Raw genomic sequence first — 21,812 nt, 5'->3', positions numbered from 1 at the left:
AGACCGCCCTGAAGCGCCCCAAAATTCCCGCCGAGAACGGGCGCGTGGCGAATCACGCCACAATAGCCGCTAGGCGAATCGTCGTGAAGAAGGCGTTTGCGCAAAAAGAGAAGCCGGGCGAAAGTCAATCGCCCGGCTTCAACATGTTGTAGGTTTATGCGCTATGGTTAATAGCGGTAGTGTTCCGGCTTGAACGGGCCCTTCGGCGTGACGCCGATATAAGATGCCTGTTCGTCGCTCAGCGTGGTCAGCTTGGCGCCAAGCTTGTCGAGATGCAGGCGCGCGACCTTCTCGTCGAGGTGCTTGGGCAGGACATAGACTTCGTTCTTGTACTGGCCGGGCTTGGTCCAGAGCTCGATCTGGGCCAGCGTCTGGTTGGTGAAGGACGCCGACATGACGAAGCTCGGATGGCCCGTCGCGTTGCCGAGATTGAGCAGACGGCCTTCCGACAGCAGGATCATGCGCTTGCCACCCGGGAAGGTGATCATGTCGACCTGCGGCTTGACGTTGGTCCACTTCAGGTTGCGCAGAGCAGCAACCTGGATCTCGTTATCGAAGTGACCGATGTTACCGACGATGACCATGTCCTTCATCAGGCGCATATGGTCGAGCGTGATGACATCCTTGTTGCCGGTCGTGGTGATGACGATGTCGGCGGTCGGAGCAGCGTCCTCAAGGGTGACGACCTCAAAGCCGTCCATGGCTGCCTGAAGCGCGCAGATCGGATCGACTTCGGTGACCTTAACGCGAGCGCCAGCGCCCTGGAGCGAAGCTGCCGAACCCTTGCCGACGTCGCCATAACCGCAGACGACGGCGACCTTGCCGGCCATCATGACGTCGGTGCCGCGGCGGATGCCGTCGACCAGCGATTCCTTGCAGCCGTACTTGTTGTCGAACTTCGACTTGGTGACGCTATCGTTGACGTTGATTGCCGGGAAGGGCAGCAGGCCCTTCTTCTGCAACTGGTAGAGACGGTTGACGCCGGTCGTGGTCTCTTCGGTGACGCCACGGATGGCGGCCTTGTGCTTGGCAAAGAAGCCCGGCGTTGCCGCCATGCGCTTCTTGATCTGGGCAAACAGGATCTCTTCTTCTTCGCTGCCCGGATTGGACAGCACGTCCTCGCCTGCCTCGGCGCGGGCGCCGATCAGGATATACATGGTGGCGTCGCCGCCATCATCGAGGATCATGTTGGTGGCGCCGCCATCGGTCCACTGGAAGATCTGGTCGGTGTACTGCCAGTATTCCTCAAGCGTCTCGCCCTTGACGGCGAACACCGGGATACCGGCTTCGGCGATCGCAGCGGCTGCGTGATCCTGGGTCGAGAAGATGTTGCACGAGGCCCAGCGGATGTCGGCGCCGAGTTCCTTCAGCGTCTCGATCAGCACTGCCGTCTGAATGGTCATGTGCAGCGAGCCGGAAATGCGCGCGCCTGTGAGCGGCTTTTTCTCGCCGAACTCCTCGCGACAGGCCATCAGGCCCGGCATTTCAGTTTCAGCGATCTCGATTTCCTTGCGACCCCAGCCGGCGAGCGAAATGTCGGCGACCAGATAATCCTTGCTACCCGTCATGGCTTGCTCCGATTCCTGTTTACTGCGCGCCGGCGCGGGAGGCCTGATAAGGGCGCGCGAAAGAGCGGCCTGACTACCAGATCAGGCAGCCATCGTAAATGGGACATAAAGAAATCTTTATTCGTGCATGTCGCTCAGCGAGTGCCAGACGATCAGCATTCCTCGCCGAAGCGTGCGGCGACCAGTGTCGCCAGCGCTTCCATCGCCTCATTGGCTTCTGGACCGCTCGCGGTGACGCGAATGGTGCAGCCGGGACTGGCAGCCAGCATCATCAGGCCCATGATCGAGGTGCCGCCGACGGAAATGCCGTCCTTTTCGACACTGACCGAGGCCTGGAATTCACCGGCGATCTGCACAAATTTGGCCGAAGCGCGGGCATGCAGGCCGCGCTGGTTGACGATGGCGAGGTCGCGGACGACGTGGCCGTCTTCGGCCGAAAAGGGCATGCCGCTCATTTGCCGCTCAACACCTGGCTTGCCACATTGATGTATTTCCGCCCTGCGGCCTGCGCCTCGTCAAGCGCTCCCGACATGTTGTCGGCCTTGCGCACGCTGGTCAGCTTGATCAGCATCGGCAGGTTCATGCCGGCGATGACCTCGACGCGTCCCGCTTCCATCACCGAAATGGCGAGGTTGGAGGGTGTGCCGCCGAACATGTCGGTCAAAACGACTACGCCGGTGCCGGTGTCGGCACGCGCAACGGCATTGATGATGTCGCTGCGACGCTGCGCCATGTCATCATCGGCCCCGATCGAAACGGTCTCGAAATTCTCCTGCGGTCCGACGACGTGTTCCACCGCGTGGCGGAACTCCTCAGCCAGTTGACCGTGCGTTACAAGCACGAGTCCGATCATTCTGTCATGGCTCCCGTCATGGCACTTTCACAACCGCGCAGTATTTTTGCCGCCTTCGCGGAGGGCGGGAGCGCTATCTTGTCGACGGCGAGGGCGTTTACAAGCCCCAATTTTCGGCACGACATGGCATTTTGACGCAATGCAGCAAAAATAATGGGCAGGCTCAGGCGAAGAGTCCATTGCCGAGCAGGGCCAATATGGCAGGCACAGCCGCAGCGATTTCCCGCTCCGCGAGCATCTGCCTAGAGACCCTGCAACCCAAGAGAAGCTCGCTGTCTGTCTCAGGCAACCGCTGCATCTCATTTGCCGGCACCAGCCTGACAAGCAGGTCGACGGCTGCCGCAACCTCATGTTCGACAGGGACGGGGCCGAGGCCGCGAACTTCCACAAGGCCGGCAATCGTTGGCGGCGCGTGGCACACAAGCCTGCCTTGATGTGCCGAAAGAAAGACCTGATCGTCTGATACCAGCCGGGCGAAACTGCCAGAGGCGCGGGACTTTTCGACCAGCGCCAAAGCCAGCGCGGTCTTGCCTGAGCCTGAGGGTCCAGTCACCAGCACGCCGCGATCGCCGAGCACAACCGCCGTGGCATGCATGTTGGCGGGCACGTCAGCTTTCCGCAGGGAAGGCGACGACGAAGCGGGCGCCCTTGATCTCGCCCGGCTTGGTGCCGGTGATGTTTTCGGCCGTCAGCGTGCCGCCATGGGCTTCCACGATCTGGCGGCTGATCGACAGGCCCAGGCCCGAATTCTGGCCAAAGGCTTCGCCGGCCGGCCGGTCAGTGTAAAAGCGCTCGAAGATACGATCGATGTTTTCCGCACGGATTCCGGGACCGTTGTCCTCGACAGTGACGACATTGAACTTGCCGACCCGCGCCAGCGAAATGGCGATATGGCCATGGTCATCGGGCACGAAGGAGCGGGCATTTTCGATCAGGTTGGTGATGACCTGGCCGATACGCAGATCGTGGCCGACGATATTGTAGTTCTTCACCCCAGGCGGCAACTTGGCGACATTGAACGCGATCTCGACCGGCTTCTTGTGGCGGCTGGTCTCGCGCGACACTGAAACCAGGTCGCCGATGAACCTCTTGAGATCGACCCGGCTCGCGTCTTCCCGCGCGAGCTCGGCATCGAGGCGCGAGGCGTCGGAGATGTCGGTGATCAAGCGGTCGAGGCGCCGGACGTCGTGCTGGATGATCTCCATCAAACGCGCGCGCGAGTCCTCGTTCTTGGCCAGCGGCAGCGTTTCCACCGCACTGCGTAGCGAGGTCAGCGGGTTCTTGAGCTCATGCGAAACGTCGGCGGCGAAACTCTCGATGGCCTCGATGCGAGCGTAGAGCGCGTTGGTCATGTCGCGTATGGCGACCGACAGATTGCCGATCTCGTCCTGGCGGTCGGAGAAATCGGGGATCTCCTCGCGGCTCTTGCCGCCACGGCGAACCCGATTGGCTGCAGCGGAAAGACGGCGAAGGGGCGTCGCGATTGTCGATGCCAGCAGCATCGAAAGGATGGCAGTGACCAGGGCCGCAACGCCAAAGACGCGCAGAATGGCCTTCTGCTCGGCGGCAACGATCTTGTCGATGTCGCCACCTTCGGTCGACAGCATCAGCACCCCAAGCACGGCGCGGAAGCGCTGGATCGGGACGGCGACGGAGACGATCTGCTCGCCCTGTTCGCTGACCCTGACGATCGTCGCCGGGCCACCGGTCAACGCCTGCACGACTTCGGGGAAGGCCGCGCCGTTGCCACCGGGCTGCTCCTTGTAGACCGGCAGCGCGTTGTCACGGAAAAAGCCGAAGACGAACTTCTGCACCCGTTCAAAGACGGTCGGCTGCTCTTCTTCGACCGGCGGCAGGTCGTAGCGAAGGATTTGGCCGTGAGAATAAAGACGGCGCGAATCGAGCAGCAGATTGGCATCGCGATCATAGATGCGCGCGCGGGTGCGGGTCGGTGAGATCAGTCGGCGAAGCAGCGGCGCGACGCGTTCGGGATTGATCGGAAAGTCGAGGCTGTCGAGTTGGTCGGAGCCGGGGCCGAGTGTTTCGCCCGCCTGCAGTTCGAGCAACTTTTCGGGGTCGATGCTGATCGAATCCGTTTCGACGGTGGCCGAGGCGGCAATGGAACCGGCGATGATCTCGCCCTGCGTCATCAGGCTCTCGACACGAGCGCCGATCAGGCCGTCGCGAAACGTGTTGAGATAGAGGATGCCGGCGACCAGAACCGCCAACCCGGCCAGGTTGAGAAACAGGATGCGGCGGGTGAGGCTCGAAAAGAAGTAGTGGCCGAGCAGGCGGCCGAGCCTGATCCTGGCCCGGTCGAGAAACAGCAGGCGTCCGCGCGGTCGTTTTGCAACGGCCGCCGGTTTGCTGATCTCTGCTTCCATCGCCATATGATCTCAGCCCCCGCCGATATCACGCTTCGCGGAATCTGTAGCCGACACCATAGAGCGTTTCGATCATCTCGAAGTCGTCATCGACGGCCTTGAACTTCTTGCGCAGGCGCTTGATGTGGCTGTCGATGGTGCGGTCATCGACATAGACCTGCTCATCATAAGCCGAATCCATCAAAGCGTCGCGGCTTTTGACGACGCCAGGACGCTGCGCCAGCGAGTGCAGGATCAGGAATTCGGTGACGGTGAGCACGACCGGCTCGCCCTTCCAGGTGCAGGTGTGGCGCTCCTGGTCCATCACCAGCTGGCCGCGCTCGAGCGAGCGTGCCTGCTGGGTCGGCGCCTTGACACCTGCTTCGCGGGCACTTGCCCGGCGCAGGACAGCGCGCACGCGTTCGACCAGCAACCGCTGCGAGAACGGCTTACGGATGAAATCGTCCGCGCCCATCTTGAGGCCGAACAGCTCGTCGATCTCATCGTCCTTGGAGGTCAGGAAGATCACCGGAAGGTCGGTCTTCTGGCGCAACCGGCGCAACAGCTCCATGCCGTCCATGCGCGGCATCTTGATGTCGAGGATGGCGAGGTTCGGCGGACGCGCAGCCAAGCCTTCAAGTGCCGAAGCACCGTCGGTGTAGGTCTCGACCCGGTAGCCCTCGGACTCGAGCGCGATCGAAACCGATGTCAAAATGTTGCGGTCGTCGTCGACAAGCGCGATCGTTGCCATTTCCTGCGGCTCCCTCATGAGCGGGTGTCCCTTCCTGCTTGGAGCAGGGCTTTTGCAGGACAAATTAGGTACAAAATGTGGCATACCCTCCGATCGCCAGGAGCGCAACCGCCACGACCGGTGCCCACTCTATATGGGGTGCCTGTGCGGAACCTCGAACAAAAAACCTGCCTGCTTCCAGGGCAACGCCCGGCTCATCCCCGGCTTTTAAACGATTTAGATAGATTTCAAAATTTTTAAATCGATTAAAGATTTGAAATCGCTCGGTTTTTCTGTTTCTGGCTGACTTCAGTCCCTCGGGACAGCGGCGTCCGGCCCGCAGACCGGACATTGGCGTCAAATCGAACGAGGGTTCCCGAATGTCGGAAATCGGTAAGCGCAATCCCAATTGCGGGATTGAAACAGCAGGGCTCAAAACCTCGGGTACCGTCCGTTACAACTTTGGCCCGGCACTGCTTGCCGAAGAGGCGATCCGCCGCGGCGAGGCAAAGCTGACGGCGCATGGCGCGCTTGTCGCCGACACCGGCCAGTACACCGGTCGCTCGCCCAAGGACAAGTTCGTGGTGCGGGACGAAAACACCGAGGCTCAGGTCTGGTGGGACAACAACAATGCGATGACCCGGGCCCAGTTCGACGCCCTGCATGCCGACTTCCTGGCGCATGCGGCCGACAAGGACCTGTTCGTGCAGGACCTGATCGGCGGCGCCGACCGCTCGCTGTGCCTGCCGACACGCGTCGTCACCGAATATGCCTGGCATTCGATGTTCATCCGCAACCTGCTCATTCGCCCCAACGAGGCGGAGCTGGCGGGCTTCGTGCCCAAGATGACGATCATCGACCTGCCGTCCTTCCGCGCCGACAAGGCGCGCCATGGCGGACGCAGCGAGACGCTGATCGCCGTCGACCTGACGCGCATGATCGTTCTGATCGGCGGCACCGAATATGCCGGCGAAATGAAGAAGTCGGTGTTCACAGCACTCAACTACATCCTGCCGGCGGGCGGCGTCATGCCGATGCACTGCTCGGCCAATGAGGGCCCCGATGGCGACGCCGCCATCTTCTTTGGCCTGTCGGGCACCGGCAAGACGACGCTGTCGGCCGATCCCAAGCGCACGCTGATCGGCGACGACGAGCATGGCTGGGGCCCGGACGGCATCTTCAATTTCGAAGGCGGCTGCTACGCCAAGACCATCCGCCTGTCGGCCGAAGCCGAGCCGGAAATCTTCGCAACGACCCGTCGCTTCGGCACGGTGCTCGAAAACGTCGTCCTGGACGAAAACCGCGTGCCGGACTTCAACGACGGCTCGCGCACCGAAAACACCCGTTGCGCCTATCCGCTGGACTTCATCCCGAACGCCAGTGCCACCGGCCTCGCCAGCCACCCCAAGAACATCATCATGCTGACGGCCGACGCCTTCGGCGTGATGCCGCCCATCGCCAAGCTGACCCCAGCACAGGCGATGTATCACTTCCTGTCGGGCTACACTGCCAAGGTGGCTGGCACCGAGCGCGGCGTGACCGAGCCGGAAGCGACATTCTCGACCTGCTTCGGCGCACCTTTCATGCCGAGGCACCCCAGCGAATACGGCAACCTGCTGCGCCAGCTGATCGCCGACCACGGCGTCGACTGCTGGCTGGTCAATACCGGCTGGACTGGCGGTGCCTATGGCGTGGGCTCGCGCATGCCGATCAAGGCGACGCGCGCACTTTTGTCGGCGGCCCTCGACGGCTCGCTCAACACGGTCGAATTCCGCACCGACGCCAATTTCGGCTTCGCCGTTCCGGTCTCGGTTCCCGGCGTCGACAGCAAGATCCTCGACCCGCGTTCGACCTGGGCTGATGCTGCCGCCTATGACCGCCAGGCCAAGAAGCTGGTGTCGATGTTCATCGACAATTTCGGCAAGTTCGAAAGCCATGTCGACGCCGCCGTGCGCGGTGCCGCACCACGCACCCAGCAAGCCGCCGAGTAATCCGAGCGATTTTCGAAACGTAACGTTCAAGGCCCGGCCAAAAGCCGGGCCTTTTCTTTTCGGCGACTACACGGCATGACTTGGCGCATGAGCGCCGACGACAAGATTTTCATAGCCAATGACGTGGTCATCCATCCCGATGACATCGAAGAGAACTTCATCCGCTCGTCGGGGCCGGGCGGCCAGAACGTCAACAAGGTGGCTACCGCCGTTCAGCTGCGCTTCGATGCCGCAAACGCCCCGGGGCTGCCCGAGCGGGTGCGCGAACGCACGATCAAGCTCGCCGGCCAGCGCGCGACCAAGGACGGCGTCATCGTCATCGAGGCCGGACGCTACCGCACCCAGGAGCAGAACCGGGCCGACGCGCGGGCCAGGCTGACGGCACTCGTCGCCAAGGCAGCCGAGCCGCCACCGCCGCCACGCAAGAAGACCAGGCCGACAAAAGGCTCGGTCGAACGGCGCCTCAAGTCCAAGTCCGGGCGGTCGACAGTCAAGAAGCTGCGCGGCCGGGTCGACGGCGATTAAACGTCAAGCACTGATCGTGCTTCCAATTTGGTTTTGCAGATGCCAAGCTTCGGCAACTGCCACAGCAAGGGAGATCACGAATGGGCATGTTCGATTTCGTCAAGAATGTCGGCAAGAAGCTTGGTTTCGGCGACGATGAGGCTCCGAGCGCCGACACGCTGAAGAAGGAACTCGACTCTCACAAGCTCGGCACTGACAACGTCCAGGTTGTGGTCAAGGGCGACACTGCCGTGCTGACCGGCGTGGTCAAGGACCAGTCGATCTTCGAAAAGGCGGTCATCGCCGTCGGCAACACGCTGGGCGTCTCCAAGGTGCAGGCCGACGAGCTCAAGGTCGTAGCGCCTGACTCCGGCCTCAAGCTCGACGGCAAGGTCGACATGACCGAGCTGGTCAAGGCAGCGACCCCTGCCAAGGCGCCGGTGTTCTACACCGTCAAGAAGGGCGACAACCTGTCGAAGATCGCCGAGGCACAGTACGGCAAGGGCAAGGCGTCGAAATACACCGTCATCTTCGAGGCCAACAAGCCGATGCTGACGCACCCCGACAAGATCTATCCCGGCCAGGTGCTGCGCATCCCCGAAATCGCCACGGCCTGATACAAGCTTTCATGATGCGCAACGGCGGCTTTCGGGTCGCCGTTTTGCTTTTCAGGTGGCATTCTGGACGGCCAGATCGAACAAGGCAGCTCAAACGTGCTCGTATTGCCCAAAGGCGTCCGCCATATGCCCGGCTTTCTCTCACGCGAAGTGCAGGAAGGCCTGGTCGAAAGCATACGCGAGGTGGTGAAAGCAGCACCGCTCTACACACCAGCCATGCCCAAGACCGGCAAGGAAATGAGCGTGCGGATGACCAATTGCGGCTCGCTCGGCTGGGTCACCGACAAGGAGCGCGGCTATCGCTACCAGCCCGAGCATCCGGTGACGGGCGAACCATGGCCGCCGATCCCCGATGCGCTTCTGGCGTTGTGGCGCGAAGTGTCGGGCTATCCGCACCCGCCCGAAGCTTGCCTCGTCAATTTCTACACCGATGCGGCCAAGATGGGCCTGCACCAGGACCGCGACGAGCGCGAGTTTTCAGCACCTGTGGTTTCGGTATCACTCGGCGATGCCTGCCTGTTTCGCGTCGGGGGCACCAAACGCGACGACCGGACGGTTTCGTTCAGGCTGGAGAGCGGCGACATCGTCGTGCTGGGCGGGGAGGGGCGGCTCGCCTTCCATGGCGTCGACCGCATCTACCCGATGACGTCGGCGTTGCTGAAGCAGGGCGGTCGGATCAACCTGACCCTGCGGCGGGTGACGAAGCCGGCCTGAGCATGATCCCGAAAAGTGGATGCCGGTTTTCGGAAAAGATCATGCTCCAACAAAAGCCCTCAGAGCTTGCGGATCGCCACTTCCTCGACCAGGTGCCCGGCACCCTTCTTGAGGATCAGATCGGCGCGCGGGCGCGTCGGCAAGATGTTCTCGCGCAGGTTCTTCAAATTGATATTGGCCCACAGCCCCTCGGCGATGGCCCGCGCCGCATCTTCCGACAGCTGCGAGTAACGATGGAAGAAGGACTGCGGATTGCGGAAGGCGGTCTCGCGCAGCCGCATGAAGCGGTCGATGTACCACTCGTGGATCACCTGCTCATCGGCATCGATATAGATCGAGAAGTCGAAGAAGTCGGAGACGAAGGGCACGAAGTTGCCATCCTTGGGCAGCTCGCGCGGCTGCAGCACATTGATGCCCTCGAAGATCAGGATATCGGGCCGGTCGACGGTGACGAACTCGCCCGGCATCACGTCGTAGGTCAGGTGCGAATAAACCGGCGCCCGCACATTCGGTTGGCCCGACTTGATGGCCGAGAGGAAGCGCAGCAGGGCGCCGACATCGTAGCTGTCGGGAAAGCCCTTGCGTTCCATCAGATTGTCGCGCCGCAACACCTCGTTGGGGTAGAGGAAGCCGTCGGTGGTGACCAGATCGACCTTCGGGCTCGACGGCCAGCGCGTGAGTAGCTCCTTCAGGATACGCGCGGTGGTCGACTTGCCGACGGCGACCGACCCAGCCATGCCGATGATGAAGGGTGTCTTGGTGCCCTTCTTTTCGGAGTTGAAGAAGCGCTGGCGCTGGCGAAACAGCTGCTGGCTGGTCTCGACATGGGCCGACAGCAGGCGTGACAGCGACAGGTAGATGCGCCGGACTTCCTCAAGGTCGATCGGCTCGTACATCGAGCTCAGACGCCCGACCTCGTCCTGGGTCAAGGTCATCGACATGTCGGCGCCGAAGCCGGCCCAATGCTCGGCTGAGAAGAACCAGTATGGAGAATATTTCTCCGACGGCGCGAGCTGATCCATCGAACCTCCCCTGCGGGACCTGACCAGCGGTCAGCCCTCGTTCTTCCGCGAGGCCTTTTCGGCGATTCCGGATTGCGACGTGCGCCGCTCCAGCTCGGCCATCACCTCCGCCATCGGAATGCCGGCTACAGCCAGCACGACGAGCCAATGATAAAGGAGATCAGCGCTTTCCGAAACGAGGGCGCTATCGTCGCCCTTGACCGCGGCGATGACGGTTTCGACCGCCTCTTCGCCGAGCTTCTTGGCCGCGCGTTCCATGCCGCTTTGATAGAGCTTGGCCGTCCATGAATTGGCGTCGCCCGAACGCGCGCGCTCGGAGACGATCTTTTCCAGGTCGGAAAGGGAGAATGCACTCATCATTGCCTCGGTAGCTCAGCCAATGGGATCGAGCCGCATCGGCAGACCCGCTTTTGCCATGTGGGCCTTGGCCTCGGCAATGGTGTAGGTGCCAAAATGGAAGATCGAGGCGGCAAGCACGGCCGTCGCATGGCCCTCGCGGATGCCTTCGACCATGTGGTCGAGATTGCCGACGCCGCCCGAGGCGATGACCGGCGCGCGCACCGCATCCGCCACGGCCCGGGTCAGGGCTAAATCGTAGCCGATCTTGGTGCCGTCGCGGTCCATCGAGGTGAGCAGGATTTCGCCGGCCCCAAGGTCGACGACCTTGCGGGCGAATTCGACGGCGTCGATGCCGGTGCGCTCGCGCCCGCCATGGGTGAATATCTCCCAGCGGTCAGCTTCGTTTGCAGCCGACACCTTCTTGGCGTCGATGGCAACGACGATGCACTGGTTGCCGAACTTGTCGGCGGCCTCGGCGACGAAGGAGGGGTTCTTCACCGCCGCCGTGTTGATCGACACCTTGTCGGCGCCGGCCAGAAGCAGCTTGCGGATGTCGGAAACCTGGCGCACGCCGCCACCGACGGTCAACGGCATGAAGCATTGTTCGGCGGTGCGGGAAATGACGTCGAAGATGGTCTCGCGATTGTCCGACGAAGCGGTGATGTCGAGGAAGCAGAGCTCGTCGGCACCGGCCGCGTCATAAGCCTTGGCGGCCTCGACCGGATCGCCGGCGTCGATCAGATCGACGAACTGGACACCCTTGACGACACGGCCGTCCTTGACGTCGAGGCAAGGAATTACGCGGGCTTTGAGGGTCATTTCCGTTCCTCGAACAGTCCGGGCTCTGGCTTGAGCGTGCCGCGCAGAATGGCGAGCGCTTCGGTCGGATCGATGCGGCCGTCGTAGAGAGCACGGCCGGAAACAGCACCTTCGAGCTTCTTGGCATCCGGCATGGTCATGCGCACGATATCGGCGATTGAGGCGAGGCCGCCCGAGGCAATGACCGGGATCGATACGGCCTCGGCGAGATCGATGGTCGAATCCCAGTTGATGCCGGCCAGCACGCCATCGCGGTCGATGTCGGTGTAGATGATGGCGGCGACGCCGGCACCCTCGAATTTTTTGGCAAGCTCGACGACACCAAGGCTTGAGGCTTCGGCCCAGCCTTCGACGGCGACCTTGCCGCCCTTGGCGTCGATGCCGACAGCGACCTTGCCGGGGAATTTCCTGCAGGCTTCCTTGACCAGTTCAGGATCGCGAACGGCGACCGTGCCCAAGATGACGCGGGCAAGGCCCTTCGAAAGCCAGCTCTCGATATGATCGAGCGAACGAATGCCGCCGCCGAGCTGGACCGGATTCTTGGTCGCTTTCAAGATCGCCTCGACCGCCGAACCATTGACACTTGCGCCGGCGAAGGCGCCGTTCAAGTCAACCACATGCAGCCACTCGAAACCCTGGTCCTCGAAGGCTTTCGCCTGGGCGCCCGGGTCGTCATTGTAGACGGTCGCCTGGTCCATGTCGCCGAGCTTGAGGCGCACGCACTGGCCGTCCTTGAGGTCGATGGCGGGGAAAAGGATCATGCTCAGACGCCTTCGACGATGACAAACTTGCCGACGGAAGCTGCGTGCCGCAGCTTCACGACTTCCTGGTATGCAGGTGAGTGGTAGCAGGCGATCGCCTGCTCGTAGGATTCGAATTCGACCAGGACATGGCGGTTGCCGGTCGGGCCTTCGGGCTGGTCGTACTGGCCGCCGCGCACCAGAAGCTTGGCGCCGTATGGGGCGATCGCCGCAAGGTTGGCCGCGATGTAGGCCGGATAGGCCTCGGGGTTGGTGATCTCCACCATCGCCATCCAGTAGCCCTTTTTCGTCGTCATGGCTTCCACCTCAAGAAATTGGCAATGAGGCCGAGGCCAAGCGCCTGGCTCTTTTCGGGATGAAACTGCGTGCCGACAAGGTTGTCGCGCGAAACCGCAGCGGTGACCTGGCCACCATAGTCGGCGGTCGCCAGCACCTGCTTCTCGTTGGTCGCGTCGAGATGGTAGGAATGCACGAAATAGGCGTGCAGGCCGGTCGGTCCGGTGGCGATGCCATCGAACACCGGATGGGCATGTTTCACGTGAATCGTGTTCCAGCCAATCTGCGGAATCTTGAGCGACGGGTCGGACGGCGTGATCTCCTTGACGTCGCCGGCAATCCAGCCAAAGCCTTGTGTGACGGTCTTTTCAAGCCCGCGCTCCGACATCAATTGCATGCCGACGCAGATGCCGAGGAACGGCCGCGCCTTGTGGATGGCGACCTCTTCGACCGCATCCCACATGCCGTCCACGGCACGCAACCCGCGCGCGCAATCGGCATAGGCGCCAACGCCGGGCAAGACGATGCGGTCGGCGGTGCGCACACGTTCGGCGTCCGCGGTCAGGTCGATCTCAGCCGATATGCCGGCTTCGCGGGCGGCGCGCTCGAAGGCCTTGGTCGCCGAGCGCAGATTGCCCGAACCGTAGTCGATGATGGCAACGCGCATGTCAGTGTCTTCCGGGATAATGCAGCAGGCCGAGCGCTCCGCCAGCAGGTTGAGGCCGGTGCGTGGCAGGGGAGATGGTGACAGCAGCCGGCGCAGGCTCTTCGCCAGGTTCTCCGGCGAAGAGGTAGCGCGTCTCGGCATCCTCGATGCTGTCGGCCTCGATCACGCCCCACTGGTGCCAGCCGGCACGGCGAAGGGCGGCGATACGCAAGGCGCCACCTTCGAGCCCGACATAGAGCGAAATCAGCAGCGGCAGCAGCGGTGCGGCAAAGGTAAGCCCCGCAGCTTCGCTGGCGACAGCAAGCGCCATCGTGGCGGCAAGCGTCACCGCCGCTTCGAGCCAGAGGCGATGCCACAAAAGCCAAAGCAGCGGCACGACGAAGCCGAGGATGTAAAAGCCGTCTCGGATAAAGACGGCAGCTTCCGAAGCGTTTTTTCCTGCCGAAGCAGGCGGCTCCATGACGACATGGATGGCCATGGCTATCCCTTCAGGCTGCCCTTGGTCGAGGGTACTGCGTCAGGCTGGCGCGGGTCGCTTTCAAGGGCCATGCGCAGCGCGCGCGCCACGGCCTTGAAGCAGGTTTCGGCGATATGATGGTTGTTGGCACCGTAATGATTGGTGACATGCAAGGTGATGCCGGCGTTCTGGGCCAACGCCTGGAAGAATTCGCGCACCAGCTCGGTGTCGAAGGTGCCGATCTTGGGTGCCGAGAAGTTAACGTTCCAGACCAGGAAGGGGCGGCCCGACACGTCGATCGCCGCCCGCGTCAGCGTCTCGTCCATGGCCAGGTCGATCGAGGCGTAGCGCATGATGCCGCGACGTTCGCCGAGCGCCTTGGATAGCGCCTGGCCGATCGCGATGCCGCAATCCTCGACGGTGTGGTGATCGTCGATGTGCAGATCGCCCTTGGCCGAAACCTTCATGTCGATCAGCGAATGGCGCGACAGCTGGTCGAGCATGTGGTCGAAGAAACCGACGCCAGTCGACATTTCCGAACGGCCGGTGCCATCGACATGGACCGAGACGGCAATCTCGGTTTCCTTGGTCTTGCGGCTGACTTCGGCGGAACGGGGGGCCATTGGCGGATCCTTGTCCTCAAAAACGAGAGCCTAGTGCATGATCCTTTCCGAAAATCGGTCCCGATTTTCGGAAAGGATCATGCACCAGATTCAAACTGTTACAGCGTCCTTTGCGCGTCCAAGTGGACGCGCGGCGCTGTATTAGCAGCATGAGCGACCGCTTGCCAATCGTCGCGAAAGGGCATTTCGTCATAGGCGGCGAGGATTTGCATTCCTTGCGCCGCGTCATACATAAGATCGAACTTCCACTCGTAACGCGCAAGCTGCCGCAAAGGGGCCGCGCGCCATCGGAGCAACATATGTCCAGTGAACAAAGTATGCACGCCACAACCATCGTGACCGTGCGCAAGGGCAACAAGGTGGTCATCGCCGGCGACGGCCAGGTCAGCCTCGGCCAGACCATCATGAAGGGCAATGCCCGCAAGGTGCGCCGCCTCGGCAAGGGCAATGTCATCGCTGGGTTTGCCGGCGCCACCGCCGACGCCTTCACCCTTCTCGAACGCCTCGAAGCCAAGCTTGAGCAATATCCAGACCAGCTGACGCGCGCCTGCGTCGAGCTCGCCAAAGACTGGCGCACCGACCGCTATTTGCGCCGCCTCGAAGCAATGATGCTGGTCGCCGACAAGAATGTCTCGCTGGCGCTGACCGGCACCGGCGACGTGCTGGAGCCGGAATTCGGCGTCATGGCCATCGGCTCGGGCGGCAACTATGCGCTGGCTGCAGCGCGCGCGCTGATGGACACCGACAAGGACGCCGAGGAGATCGCCCGCAAGGCGATGCAGATCGCGGCCGACATTTGCGTCTACACCAACCACAGCTTCGTGATCGAAACGCTCGATGCCGATTGAGGCAACCGCGCGCTACGACTTCCGTCCGGTGACCAAGGCCGACCTGCCGATGATCAAGGCATGGTTGGCCCAGCCGCACGTCGCCGAATGGTGGAGCCATCCCGAAGACGAGATCGCAGCGATCGAGGAGCACATCGACAGCATCTCGGTCGAGCCGCTGATCGTCGAGCTGAACGGCAAGCCGATCGGCTACCTCCAGAGCTACGACCCGCATATGGAGGACGACCACCCCTACCAGGACCAGCCATTCGGCACGCTCGGCATCGACTTGTCGATCGGCGTGCCGGACCTGGTCGGCAAGGGTCATGGTGCGGCCATCATCCGGCAATTCGTCGACGAACTGTTCGAGGAAGGCGTGCCGCGCGTGATCATCGATCCTAATCCGGCGAACAAACGGGCCATCCGCGCTTATGAAAAAGCTGGCTTCGTGGCTTTCGATACGCGAACGTCGATTTACGGTCCGACGCTGATGATGGCGCGCGATGCCGAAGAGGGGGATTTCGACGAATGATGCTTGCGCAAGGGGAGGAGGCGGCAGCCGGGCAACGCGAGAAGCTGGGCTGGTGGCTGCTTGTGGCTGCCTTGCTGATCGCAGGACAGGCGGTGGCGCTTTACTGGATGGGCCACCCGGCAATCTGCAAATGCGGCTACGTCAAGCTGTGGCAGGGCGTCGTGATGAGTTCGGAGAACTCCCAGCACATCTCCGACTGGTACACCTTCTCGCATATCATCCACGGATTCCTGTTCTACGCGCTGCTGACCTGGCTCGCGCCCAAGAGTTCGCTTGGTTTCCGCCTTGCGGTCGCCATCGGCATCGAAGTGGCGTGGGAGCTGGTCGAAAACAGCGATTTCATCATCAACCGCTACCGCGAGGGCACCATTTCCCTCGACTATTACGGCGACAGCGTCCTGAACTCGGTGTTCGACACGCTGGCCATGGTGCTGGGCTTCTTCATGGCCGCGCGGCTTCCGGTCTGGAGCGTCGTTGCCTTGGCCGTCATCTTCGAAATCGGCGTCGGTTATGTCATCCGTGACAACCTGACGCTCAACGTCATCATGCTGGTTTATCCGCTCGATACGATCAAGCATTGGCAGGCGGGTATCCTGTAGTGAACGAGTCTTCGACACCGCCCGACATGCTCGCCATTTCGCCCGACGCGCTGCGCACCGCAGTGGCGAACGGGCTGGTGACGGCCGCGCAGGCGCAAGGCCTGCGCGATCTGGAAAGCGCCAGAACGCCCGCCTTCGACAGGGAACCGCATGACGACGAGAGGTTTCGTTTCATCAGCGGTTTCAGCGACATCTTCGTCACCATCGGCCTTGGGCTGTTCTTGGGCGCCCTGGGCTATTTCTCCGGCGACATGATCGGCAACACCGGCATGTTCGTTGTCATCGCCGTGGCGAGCTGGCTTCTGGCCGAGTACTTCACCCGCAAGCAGCGCATGGCGCTGCCCAGCATCGTGTTGCTTCTGGTCTATGCCGGAGCGGTCTTTTCGGCGGTGGCGGCAGCCTTCAACCCCAGCCAGAGCTTCGGCATGGGCCTCGGCAACCACGGCGGCTCGCCGATCGTCGTTGCCGGTCTTGTTACCGCTGGGGCGGCTTGGCTGCACTACTGGCGTTTCCGCGTGCCGGTGACGATCGCAGCCGGCGTCGCGGCCCTTGTCGCCTCCGCCGTCGGGCTTCTTTTCATGGCGGCACCCGATTTCGCCATCCAGGCCGCCAAGCCGCTGCTGCTGGCCTGCGGCCTTGCCGTGTTTACGCTTGCCATGCGTTTCGACCTCAGCGATCCGCTGCGCCAAACCCGTCGCACCGACATCGCATTTTGGCTGCACATGCTGGCAGCACCGCTGATCGTGCATCCGCTGGTCAGCGGACTGGTCGGACAGGATGGCACTGAAGCGGGTTCGGCCTGGAGCATCCTGGCGATCTTCATCGGGCTGGCCTTCGTTGCGCTTGTGGTCGACAGGCGGGCCATTTTGGTCTCGGGCCTGTCTTATGCCGGCTTCGCCTTCGGTGCGTTGGTCGTCAAGGCGGGGCTTTCCGACAGCGTCGTGCCACTCACCATGCTGGTGCTTGGCGCGCTTGTGCTGCTGCTCAGCGCTGGCTGGCATACGCTACGCCGGGGCCTTGTGCCGCTGCTGCCAGGTGCCCTTGCGCGCCGGCTTCCAGCCCATACATAAGCCACAACCGAGTATTCAAGAGTATCGCTATGTCAACATTTTCTCCCCGTGAGATCGTTTCAGAACTCGACCGCTTCATCATCGGCCAGAAGGACGCCAAGCGCGCCGTGGCGATCGCGCTGCGCAACCGCTGGCGCCGCCAGCAGCTGGAAGGCCAGATGCGCGAAGAGGTCATGCCCAAGAACATCCTGATGATCGGACCCACCGGCGTCGGCAAGACCGAGATCTCGCGCCGCCTGGCGAAGCTTGCAGGCGCGCCTTTCGTCAAGGTCGAGGCGACCAAGTTCACCGAAGTCGGCTATGTCGGCCGCGACGTCGAGCAGATCATCCGCGATCTGGTCGAGATTGCCATCGGCCTGGTGCGCGAGAAGATGCGCGAAGACGTCAAGGCGCGTGCCCATGTCAACGCCGAAGAGCGCGTGCTGGAAGCCCTCGTGGGCAAGACGGCAAGCCCGGCGACCCGCGATAGTTTCCGCAAGAAGCTGCGCGACGGCGAGCTCGACGACAAGGAAATCGAAATCGAGGTCGCCGATAGCGGCACAGGCGGCATGCCGAGCTTCGATATCCCCGGCATGCCGGGCGGCAATGTCGGCGTGCTCAATATCAACGACATGCTGCAAAAGGCGATGGGCGGCCAGCGCACCAAGACGCGCAAGACCTCCGTCAAGGAATCCTACGCACTGCTGATCGGCGATGAGTCCGACAAGCTGCTCGACCAGGATGAGGTGGTGCGGCGCGCGCTCGAAGTGACCGAGAACGAAGGCATCGTCTTCCTCGACGAGATCGACAAGATTGCGCGTGGCGACGTCTCCGGCGGCCCCTCGCGTGAAGGCGTGCAGCGCGATCTGCTGCCGCTGGTCGAGGGCACGACGGTTGCGACCAAATATGGGCAGGTGAAGACCGACCACATCCTGTTCATCGCTTCGGGTGCGTTCCACATCTCCAAGCCTTCGGATCTCCTGCCGGAGCTTCAGGGCCGCTTGCCGATCCGCGTTGAGCTGCGGGCGCTGGAGAAGAACGATTTCGTTCGCATCCTGACCGAGACCGAAGCCAGCCTGATCAAGCAGTATATCGCTTTGATGGCGACCGAGGGCGTCAACCTCGAATTCACCGACGACGCCATCGACGCGCTCGCCGGCATCGCGGTCGACCTCAACGGCAGTGTCGAGAATATCGGCGCCAGGCGTTTGCAGACGGTGATGGAGCGTGTTCTCGACGAGGTCTCCTATGACGCGCCCGATCGCAACGGCACGACTGTGAAGATCGACGCGGCCTATGTCGAAAAGCACGTCGGCGATCTCTCCAGGAACACAGATTTGTCGCGTTTCATCCTTTAAAGCGGGCTTCCGGCACGGGCGCAGTGCACGCGCCGGAACAATGTGACATGTGGCCGAATGGAACCATCCGGCCACCTTTCGCTTCCGTCAGGCGACAACGCCCTCGACTAAGCCGAGGGCTTTTCTTAGTTTGCCTTGATAGAGCTTGGGCAACAGCAGCATATGAAACGCGTATTTCTCTCGGCATTTCTTCTGGCGGCGGTCTTCGGCGTGCCGCAGGCATCGGCAACGACCCTGGTCGCCGCCGGCAATATCCATGCCGAGCAGCCTGATGTGCCTGGTGCCTCGTCCAAGCGCACCAAGGCCGGCAAGACCACCTTCGACGCCAAGTATCGCAAGGTCTACGCGCTGCTGCAGAACGATGCCGAACTGCGCGGCAAGATCAAGACAGTGGCGCGCGCCTATGGGATCGATCCGATCCACGTCGTCGGCGCCATCGTCGGCGAGCACACCTACAATGTCGACGCCTACGACCGGATGCAGACCTACTACGTCAAGGCGGTGTCCTACCTGTCGAGCAAATTCAACTTCAGCTACGGCGGCGAAGAGGTCACCGATTTCGTCAAGCGGCCGCAATTTTCCGAATGCGCGGCGAAGTCGGACAGCTACGATTTGTGGGAATGCCGCGAAACGGTATGGAACCAGAGCTTTCGCGGCAAGACTGTGGGCGGCACCAGCTTTCCCGACGATCGCTTCAGCGCCACATTCTTCCAGCCCTTCTACGCCGGCCAGACCTTTGGCATCGGCCAGCTCAATCCGCTAACAGCGCTCCAGATGAGCGACCTCGTGCACAAGGTCTCGCGCCTGCCCAAGCTCGATGCCGCCGACCCGAACAGCGTCTACAAGACCATCATGGATCCCGACCTGACGCTGCCTTACGTCGCAGCCACTGTGAAGACCTCAATCGAGGCCTATAAAAACATCGCCGGCTTCGACATCTCGGGCAATCCAGGGCTCACCGCCACGCTCTACAATGTCGGCAACCCTGAAGCTCGCGCCCATGCGCTCAAAGCCGAAAACGACAGGCGCGCGGCTGCGGGCGAACCGGCGAAAATGCCTGAAGAGAACTATTATGGCTGGCTGGTCAACGACAAGCTGACCGAACTCGAAGCGCTGTTTTAGCCGCGTTTCTTCCGCGCTATCGCCTCGCGCACCTGGCTATTGAGGGCGGCAAGCTCGCTGTCATTCATTTCGCCGATGGCTTGGGCCATCAGGTTGGCAAGCTCAGTGGCGGCGGGCGAAAGTCCTGCCGTGTCGACCACCACGCGCGGATGCGAGCCTTCGGCCAGCTTCTGCAGCTCCTCGGCATCGTCCCAGATGACATTGAAGTAGCCGATGATCTTCTGGATCATCGCCCATGTCGGCACGCCGCGATGGCCGTGCTCGAGCGCTGAAAGATAGGCGGCACTGACGCCAATGGTCGCGGCCATATCCTTCTGGCTGACGCCGCGCTCGCGCCTGAGCTCGCGGATCCGCTCGCCGAGCGGCGTCAAATGCCCATACTCCGCCGCAGCCTGATGTAGATCGCGCCCGAACCGCCATGATGGCGGGCGGCATGATCATGACTCGACACCAGCATGCGGAACGGTGCGGTGTTCAGCCATGCCGGAACCATGCGACGCAACACACCATCGCCGCCCTTGGAATTGCCCTTGCCGGTGATGACAAGCACATAACGGACGCCGCCGGCATGCGCGCGCGCCAGGAAATGCAGCAGCAGCGAATAGGCTTCGTCCTGGGTCATGCCGTGGAGATCGACCCGGCCTTCGATCGGCAGGCGGCCTTTCGACAGCTTGTCGCGCGTCGGTTCATCGAGCGAATGGGCGACATAGAGGCGCTTGGGCGCAGCTGCGGGTGAAGCTGCCTGCGCAGGCGTCGCCTTGGCAGGTGTCGGATCCGGCTTGGCGACAACAGGTGCTGGCAGCTCGGGGATCTCGATCGCCCGTTTGCCCTTGAGCGGCGAGGTCGTGCGGGCAATGACGTTCCACAACACGCGTTCTTCGTCGCTGAGCTTGCGGTCGCGGCGTGTGCTCATGACGCACCACCAAAAAACAGGGGCTTCGGCAGCAAAGCGAAGAAATCGGCGCCGTTGCGCACCACGCCGGCAATCTCGCCTGCATCGAAACCTGAGCCGGCAAACAAATCGCCACGCGCCGCGCCGGTGATGGCTGAACCGGTATCCTGGGCAATCATCAGCCGGGCAAAAGATTTGCCGCCAAATGCGGTGAGGGCAGGGGCGGCGATGAAGAACGGCGTGCCGAAGGTGTGGAGCAGGCGGTCGACCGCAACCGAACGGCCCGGTGTCAGCGGCACCTTCGCCGCAGCGATGGGCCCAAGCGACGGATCATCGACCTCGGCATGCCTGAAGAAGATGTAGGAGCGATTGCGCCACAAGATATCTTCGACGCGCTGCGGATTGGCTTTGAACCAGGCGCGGATCGACTGCATCGTTACTTTTGCGAGCGGAATCTCACCGACTTCGGCCAGAATTCCGCCCGGACCGGTGAAACGCTGGCCGGATTTGGCGGCATAGGTGACACGCCGCAGCGAACCGTCGGTCATGTTCAGTCGGGCAGCGCCTTGGACATGGACGAAGAACGCGTCGACCGGATCGGCAAGCCAGGCGATCTCAAGTCCCTTGCCTGAAAGCGCGCCCTGTTCGATCGCTGGGCGGTCGAAATACTCGACCAGCCCCTCGGGCGTCTGACGCGCGAAAGCGAGATAGGGGTCCATGCCGGCGGGGCGGTTGTGGTCGTCAATGTCGACAAGATCGGCCGGTCGCGACAGCAGCGGCACCTGGAAAATCTCTGTCCTGACGGACGAGGCCTCGACTTCGGGCTCGTAAAAGCCGGTGACGAAACCGGCCTCGCGGCCTTCCGGCGCAACAAAGGCGGGCTGGAAATGACGTTCGAAGAACGCGCGGGCTTCGGCACCATTGCTCGCCGGTCGCGCGCGCGCCTCGGCGTAGGCTGGGCCAAAAGCATCGAAAGCGACACCGAGGGCGCCGCTGCGATAGGGTTTGCTCAGGACATGGAAGGCAGAGCGGCGAAAGGCCCCGAAGGCTGCTAGATGGTCATCTTCCAGCCAACCGGGAAGGTCGGCAAAACCGACCGGAGCGAATGCGGGCGAGAGCAACACGGGCT

General features: G+C 62.4%; 27 protein-coding genes. 10 read left to right on the top strand and 17 right to left on the bottom strand.

Going from position 1 to position 21,812, the window contains the following annotated elements; all coding sequences use genetic code 11:
- Positions 1-167: 167 nt before the first annotated feature.
- The 6 genes from ahcY to AC1DLV_RS18480 form a co-directional block, all read right to left on the bottom strand.
- On the bottom strand, positions 168-1,568 hold the full coding sequence (gene ahcY, locus AC1DLV_RS18505; RefSeq protein ID WP_476801351.1) for an adenosylhomocysteinase: 1,401 nt from the start codon (positions 1,566-1,568) through the stop codon (positions 168-170).
- Between the two features lie 152 nt (positions 1,569-1,720).
- Positions 1,721-2,023 (bottom strand): HPr family phosphocarrier protein, encoded by a 303-nt coding sequence (locus AC1DLV_RS18500; protein WP_476781682.1) that lies wholly within the window; start codon positions 2,021-2,023, stop codon positions 1,721-1,723.
- Entirely contained in the window at positions 2,020-2,421 is a 402-nt protein-coding gene (locus AC1DLV_RS18495) for a PTS sugar transporter subunit IIA (protein WP_432285855.1), read from the bottom strand. Before AC1DLV_RS18495 ends, AC1DLV_RS18500 begins: the two co-directional genes overlap by 4 nt.
- A gap of 163 nt (positions 2,422-2,584) precedes the next feature.
- Complete coding sequence (locus AC1DLV_RS18490; protein WP_476801444.1) at positions 2,585-3,016, bottom strand: HPr kinase/phosphorylase; 432 nt, start codon at positions 3,014-3,016, stop codon at positions 2,585-2,587.
- A gap of 13 nt (positions 3,017-3,029) precedes the next feature.
- Complete coding sequence (locus AC1DLV_RS18485; protein ID WP_476801443.1) at positions 3,030-4,805, bottom strand: stimulus-sensing domain-containing protein; 1,776 nt, start codon at positions 4,803-4,805, stop codon at positions 3,030-3,032.
- Positions 4,806-4,833: 28 nt separating this feature from the next.
- Positions 4,834-5,535: a response regulator transcription factor gene (locus AC1DLV_RS18480; RefSeq protein WP_476781684.1), complete on the bottom strand. Its 702-nt coding sequence runs from the start codon at positions 5,533-5,535 to the stop codon at positions 4,834-4,836.
- 359 nt (positions 5,536-5,894) lie between these two features.
- Between AC1DLV_RS18480 and AC1DLV_RS18475 the strand changes: the two genes are divergently transcribed.
- The 4 genes from AC1DLV_RS18475 to AC1DLV_RS18460 all read left to right on the top strand — a co-directional run bounded on the left by AC1DLV_RS18475 (position 5,895) and on the right by AC1DLV_RS18460 (position 9,340).
- Positions 5,895-7,505, top strand: coding sequence for a phosphoenolpyruvate carboxykinase (locus AC1DLV_RS18475; RefSeq protein ID WP_476836206.1), 1,611 nt, complete (start codon positions 5,895-5,897; stop codon positions 7,503-7,505).
- Between the two features lie 87 nt (positions 7,506-7,592).
- Entirely contained in the window at positions 7,593-8,030 is a 438-nt protein-coding gene (arfB, locus tag AC1DLV_RS18470; RefSeq protein ID WP_476801349.1) for an alternative ribosome rescue aminoacyl-tRNA hydrolase ArfB, read from the top strand.
- Between the two features lie 80 nt (positions 8,031-8,110).
- Positions 8,111-8,626, top strand: coding sequence for a peptidoglycan-binding protein LysM (lysM, locus tag AC1DLV_RS18465; RefSeq protein WP_476801348.1), 516 nt, complete (start codon positions 8,111-8,113; stop codon positions 8,624-8,626).
- Positions 8,627-8,722: 96 nt separating this feature from the next.
- Positions 8,723-9,340, top strand: a complete 618-nt coding sequence (locus tag AC1DLV_RS18460) for an alpha-ketoglutarate-dependent dioxygenase AlkB family protein (RefSeq protein ID WP_476801347.1) — start codon at positions 8,723-8,725, stop codon at positions 9,338-9,340.
- 59 nt (positions 9,341-9,399) lie between these two features.
- On the opposite strand, the gene coaA is transcribed toward AC1DLV_RS18460, so the two are convergent.
- Genes coaA through hisB form a run of 8 tightly spaced genes read right to left on the bottom strand, consistent with a single transcriptional unit; the run spans position 9,400 to position 14,304 of the window.
- Positions 9,400-10,362, bottom strand: a complete 963-nt coding sequence (gene coaA / locus AC1DLV_RS18455) for a type I pantothenate kinase (protein WP_476801346.1) — start codon at positions 10,360-10,362, stop codon at positions 9,400-9,402.
- Positions 10,363-10,392: 30 nt separating this feature from the next.
- Positions 10,393-10,719 carry a phosphoribosyl-ATP diphosphatase gene (locus AC1DLV_RS18450; protein ID WP_476801345.1) on the bottom strand — a complete coding sequence of 109 codons (327 nt, stop codon included), beginning with the start codon at positions 10,717-10,719 and terminating at the stop codon, positions 10,393-10,395.
- A 15-nt stretch (positions 10,720-10,734) separates the two neighbouring features.
- Positions 10,735-11,520 carry an imidazole glycerol phosphate synthase subunit HisF gene (gene hisF / locus AC1DLV_RS18445; protein WP_476801344.1) on the bottom strand — a complete coding sequence of 262 codons (786 nt, stop codon included), beginning with the start codon at positions 11,518-11,520 and terminating at the stop codon, positions 10,735-10,737.
- Positions 11,517-12,281: a 1-(5-phosphoribosyl)-5-[(5-phosphoribosylamino)methylideneamino]imidazole-4-carboxamide isomerase gene (gene hisA / locus AC1DLV_RS18440; RefSeq protein ID WP_476801343.1), complete on the bottom strand. Its 765-nt coding sequence runs from the start codon at positions 12,279-12,281 to the stop codon at positions 11,517-11,519. Before hisA ends, hisF begins: the two co-directional genes overlap by 4 nt.
- A 2-nt stretch (positions 12,282-12,283) precedes the next feature.
- Positions 12,284-12,577: a DUF1330 domain-containing protein gene (locus tag AC1DLV_RS18435; RefSeq protein ID WP_476801342.1), complete on the bottom strand. Its 294-nt coding sequence runs from the start codon at positions 12,575-12,577 to the stop codon at positions 12,284-12,286.
- On the bottom strand, positions 12,574-13,224 hold the full coding sequence (hisH, locus tag AC1DLV_RS18430; RefSeq protein WP_476801341.1) for an imidazole glycerol phosphate synthase subunit HisH: 651 nt from the start codon (positions 13,222-13,224) through the stop codon (positions 12,574-12,576). Before hisH ends, AC1DLV_RS18435 begins: the two co-directional genes overlap by 4 nt.
- A 1-nt stretch (position 13,225) precedes the next feature.
- Positions 13,226-13,702 (bottom strand): DUF2628 domain-containing protein, encoded by a 477-nt coding sequence (locus AC1DLV_RS18425; RefSeq protein WP_476801340.1) that lies wholly within the window; start codon positions 13,700-13,702, stop codon positions 13,226-13,228.
- A 2-nt stretch (positions 13,703-13,704) separates the two neighbouring features.
- On the bottom strand, positions 13,705-14,304 hold the full coding sequence (hisB, locus tag AC1DLV_RS18420) for an imidazoleglycerol-phosphate dehydratase HisB (RefSeq protein ID WP_476801339.1): 600 nt from the start codon (positions 14,302-14,304) through the stop codon (positions 13,705-13,707).
- 299 nt (positions 14,305-14,603) lie between these two features.
- Between hisB and hslV the strand changes: the two genes are divergently transcribed.
- The 6 genes from hslV (at position 14,604) to AC1DLV_RS18390 (ending at position 19,791) form a co-directional block, all read left to right on the top strand.
- Entirely contained in the window at positions 14,604-15,152 is a 549-nt protein-coding gene (hslV, locus tag AC1DLV_RS18415; protein ID WP_109578294.1) for an ATP-dependent protease subunit HslV, read from the top strand.
- On the top strand, positions 15,142-15,663 hold the full coding sequence (locus AC1DLV_RS18410; RefSeq protein WP_476801338.1) for a GNAT family N-acetyltransferase: 522 nt from the start codon (positions 15,142-15,144) through the stop codon (positions 15,661-15,663). The genes hslV and AC1DLV_RS18410 overlap by 11 nt, the downstream gene beginning before the upstream one ends.
- Positions 15,660-16,262 (top strand): DUF2585 domain-containing protein, encoded by a 603-nt coding sequence (locus tag AC1DLV_RS18405; RefSeq protein WP_476783247.1) that lies wholly within the window; start codon positions 15,660-15,662, stop codon positions 16,260-16,262. Before AC1DLV_RS18410 ends, AC1DLV_RS18405 begins: the two co-directional genes overlap by 4 nt.
- Positions 16,262-17,332 carry a hypothetical protein gene (locus AC1DLV_RS18400; protein WP_476801337.1) on the top strand — a complete coding sequence of 357 codons (1,071 nt, stop codon included), beginning with the start codon at positions 16,262-16,264 and terminating at the stop codon, positions 17,330-17,332. The genes AC1DLV_RS18405 and AC1DLV_RS18400 overlap by 1 nt, the downstream gene beginning before the upstream one ends.
- 29 nt (positions 17,333-17,361) lie before the next feature.
- On the top strand, positions 17,362-18,669 hold the full coding sequence (gene hslU / locus AC1DLV_RS18395) for an ATP-dependent protease ATPase subunit HslU (protein WP_476801336.1): 1,308 nt from the start codon (positions 17,362-17,364) through the stop codon (positions 18,667-18,669).
- Between the two features lie 162 nt (positions 18,670-18,831).
- On the top strand, positions 18,832-19,791 hold the full coding sequence (locus tag AC1DLV_RS18390; RefSeq protein ID WP_476801335.1) for a DUF1402 family protein: 960 nt from the start codon (positions 18,832-18,834) through the stop codon (positions 19,789-19,791).
- Here AC1DLV_RS18390 and AC1DLV_RS18385 read toward each other — a convergent pair.
- Genes AC1DLV_RS18385 through mltA form a run of 3 tightly spaced genes read right to left on the bottom strand, consistent with a single transcriptional unit; the run spans position 19,788 to position 21,807 of the window.
- A complete protein-coding gene (locus AC1DLV_RS18385; protein ID WP_476801334.1) occupies positions 19,788-20,162 on the bottom strand; it encodes a helix-turn-helix domain-containing protein in 375 nt (124 codons plus the stop codon). The two genes, AC1DLV_RS18390 and AC1DLV_RS18385, sit on opposite strands and share 4 nt — an antisense overlap.
- A complete protein-coding gene (locus AC1DLV_RS18380) occupies positions 20,159-20,704 on the bottom strand; it encodes a Smr/MutS family protein (RefSeq protein ID WP_476801333.1) in 546 nt (181 codons plus the stop codon). Before AC1DLV_RS18380 ends, AC1DLV_RS18385 begins: the two co-directional genes overlap by 4 nt.
- Complete coding sequence (gene mltA, locus AC1DLV_RS18375) at positions 20,701-21,807, bottom strand: murein transglycosylase A (protein WP_476801332.1); 1,107 nt, start codon at positions 21,805-21,807, stop codon at positions 20,701-20,703. The genes AC1DLV_RS18380 and mltA overlap by 4 nt, the downstream gene beginning before the upstream one ends.
- Between the last annotated feature and the right edge of the window lie 5 nt (positions 21,808-21,812).

This window comes from Aminobacter sp. 01T433 (assembly GCF_056398585.1).
Note: the sequence above shows the minus strand (reverse complement) of the source record. Positions and strands in the feature narration are given on the sequence as shown.

Bases quoted from the DNA above. Each gene is read 5' to 3' on its own strand.
- arfB (WP_476801349.1), top strand. From the start codon at position 7,593: ATGAGCGCCGACGACAAGATTTTCATAGCCAATGACGTGGTCATCCAT.
- ahcY (WP_476801351.1), bottom strand. From the start codon at position 1,568: ATGACGGGTAGCAAGGATTATCTGGTCGCCGACATTTCGCTCGCCGGC.
- lysM (WP_476801348.1), top strand. From the start codon at position 8,111: ATGGGCATGTTCGATTTCGTCAAGAATGTCGGCAAGAAGCTTGGTTTC.
- AC1DLV_RS18490 (WP_476801444.1), bottom strand. From the start codon at position 3,016: ATGCATGCCACGGCGGTTGTGCTCGGCGATCGCGGCGTGCTGGTGACT.
- hisA (WP_476801343.1), bottom strand. From the start codon at position 12,281: ATGATCCTTTTCCCCGCCATCGACCTCAAGGACGGCCAGTGCGTGCGC.
- AC1DLV_RS18410 (WP_476801338.1), top strand. From the start codon at position 15,142: ATGCCGATTGAGGCAACCGCGCGCTACGACTTCCGTCCGGTGACCAAG.
- AC1DLV_RS18450 (WP_476801345.1), bottom strand. From the start codon at position 10,719: ATGAGTGCATTCTCCCTTTCCGACCTGGAAAAGATCGTCTCCGAGCGC.
- hisB (WP_476801339.1), bottom strand. From the start codon at position 14,304: ATGGCCCCCCGTTCCGCCGAAGTCAGCCGCAAGACCAAGGAAACCGAG.
- coaA (WP_476801346.1), bottom strand. From the start codon at position 10,362: ATGGATCAGCTCGCGCCGTCGGAGAAATATTCTCCATACTGGTTCTTC.
- AC1DLV_RS18485 (WP_476801443.1), bottom strand. From the start codon at position 4,805: ATGGAAGCAGAGATCAGCAAACCGGCGGCCGTTGCAAAACGACCGCGC.
- AC1DLV_RS18480 (WP_476781684.1), bottom strand. From the start codon at position 5,535: ATGGCAACGATCGCGCTTGTCGACGACGACCGCAACATTTTGACATCG.
- AC1DLV_RS18390 (WP_476801335.1), top strand. From the start codon at position 18,832: ATGAAACGCGTATTTCTCTCGGCATTTCTTCTGGCGGCGGTCTTCGGC.
- AC1DLV_RS18475 (WP_476836206.1), top strand. From the start codon at position 5,895: ATGTCGGAAATCGGTAAGCGCAATCCCAATTGCGGGATTGAAACAGCA.
- AC1DLV_RS18500 (WP_476781682.1), bottom strand. From the start codon at position 2,023: ATGAGCGGCATGCCCTTTTCGGCCGAAGACGGCCACGTCGTCCGCGAC.
- AC1DLV_RS18425 (WP_476801340.1), bottom strand. From the start codon at position 13,702: ATGGCCATCCATGTCGTCATGGAGCCGCCTGCTTCGGCAGGAAAAAAC.
- hslV (WP_109578294.1), top strand. From the start codon at position 14,604: ATGTCCAGTGAACAAAGTATGCACGCCACAACCATCGTGACCGTGCGC.
- hisF (WP_476801344.1), bottom strand. From the start codon at position 11,520: ATGACCCTCAAAGCCCGCGTAATTCCTTGCCTCGACGTCAAGGACGGC.
- AC1DLV_RS18380 (WP_476801333.1), bottom strand. From the start codon at position 20,704: ATGAGCACACGCCGCGACCGCAAGCTCAGCGACGAAGAACGCGTGTTG.
- AC1DLV_RS18495 (WP_432285855.1), bottom strand. From the start codon at position 2,421: ATGATCGGACTCGTGCTTGTAACGCACGGTCAACTGGCTGAGGAGTTC.
- AC1DLV_RS18405 (WP_476783247.1), top strand. From the start codon at position 15,660: ATGATGCTTGCGCAAGGGGAGGAGGCGGCAGCCGGGCAACGCGAGAAG.
- hisH (WP_476801341.1), bottom strand. From the start codon at position 13,224: ATGCGCGTTGCCATCATCGACTACGGTTCGGGCAATCTGCGCTCGGCG.
- hslU (WP_476801336.1), top strand. From the start codon at position 17,362: ATGTCAACATTTTCTCCCCGTGAGATCGTTTCAGAACTCGACCGCTTC.
- AC1DLV_RS18435 (WP_476801342.1), bottom strand. From the start codon at position 12,577: ATGACGACGAAAAAGGGCTACTGGATGGCGATGGTGGAGATCACCAAC.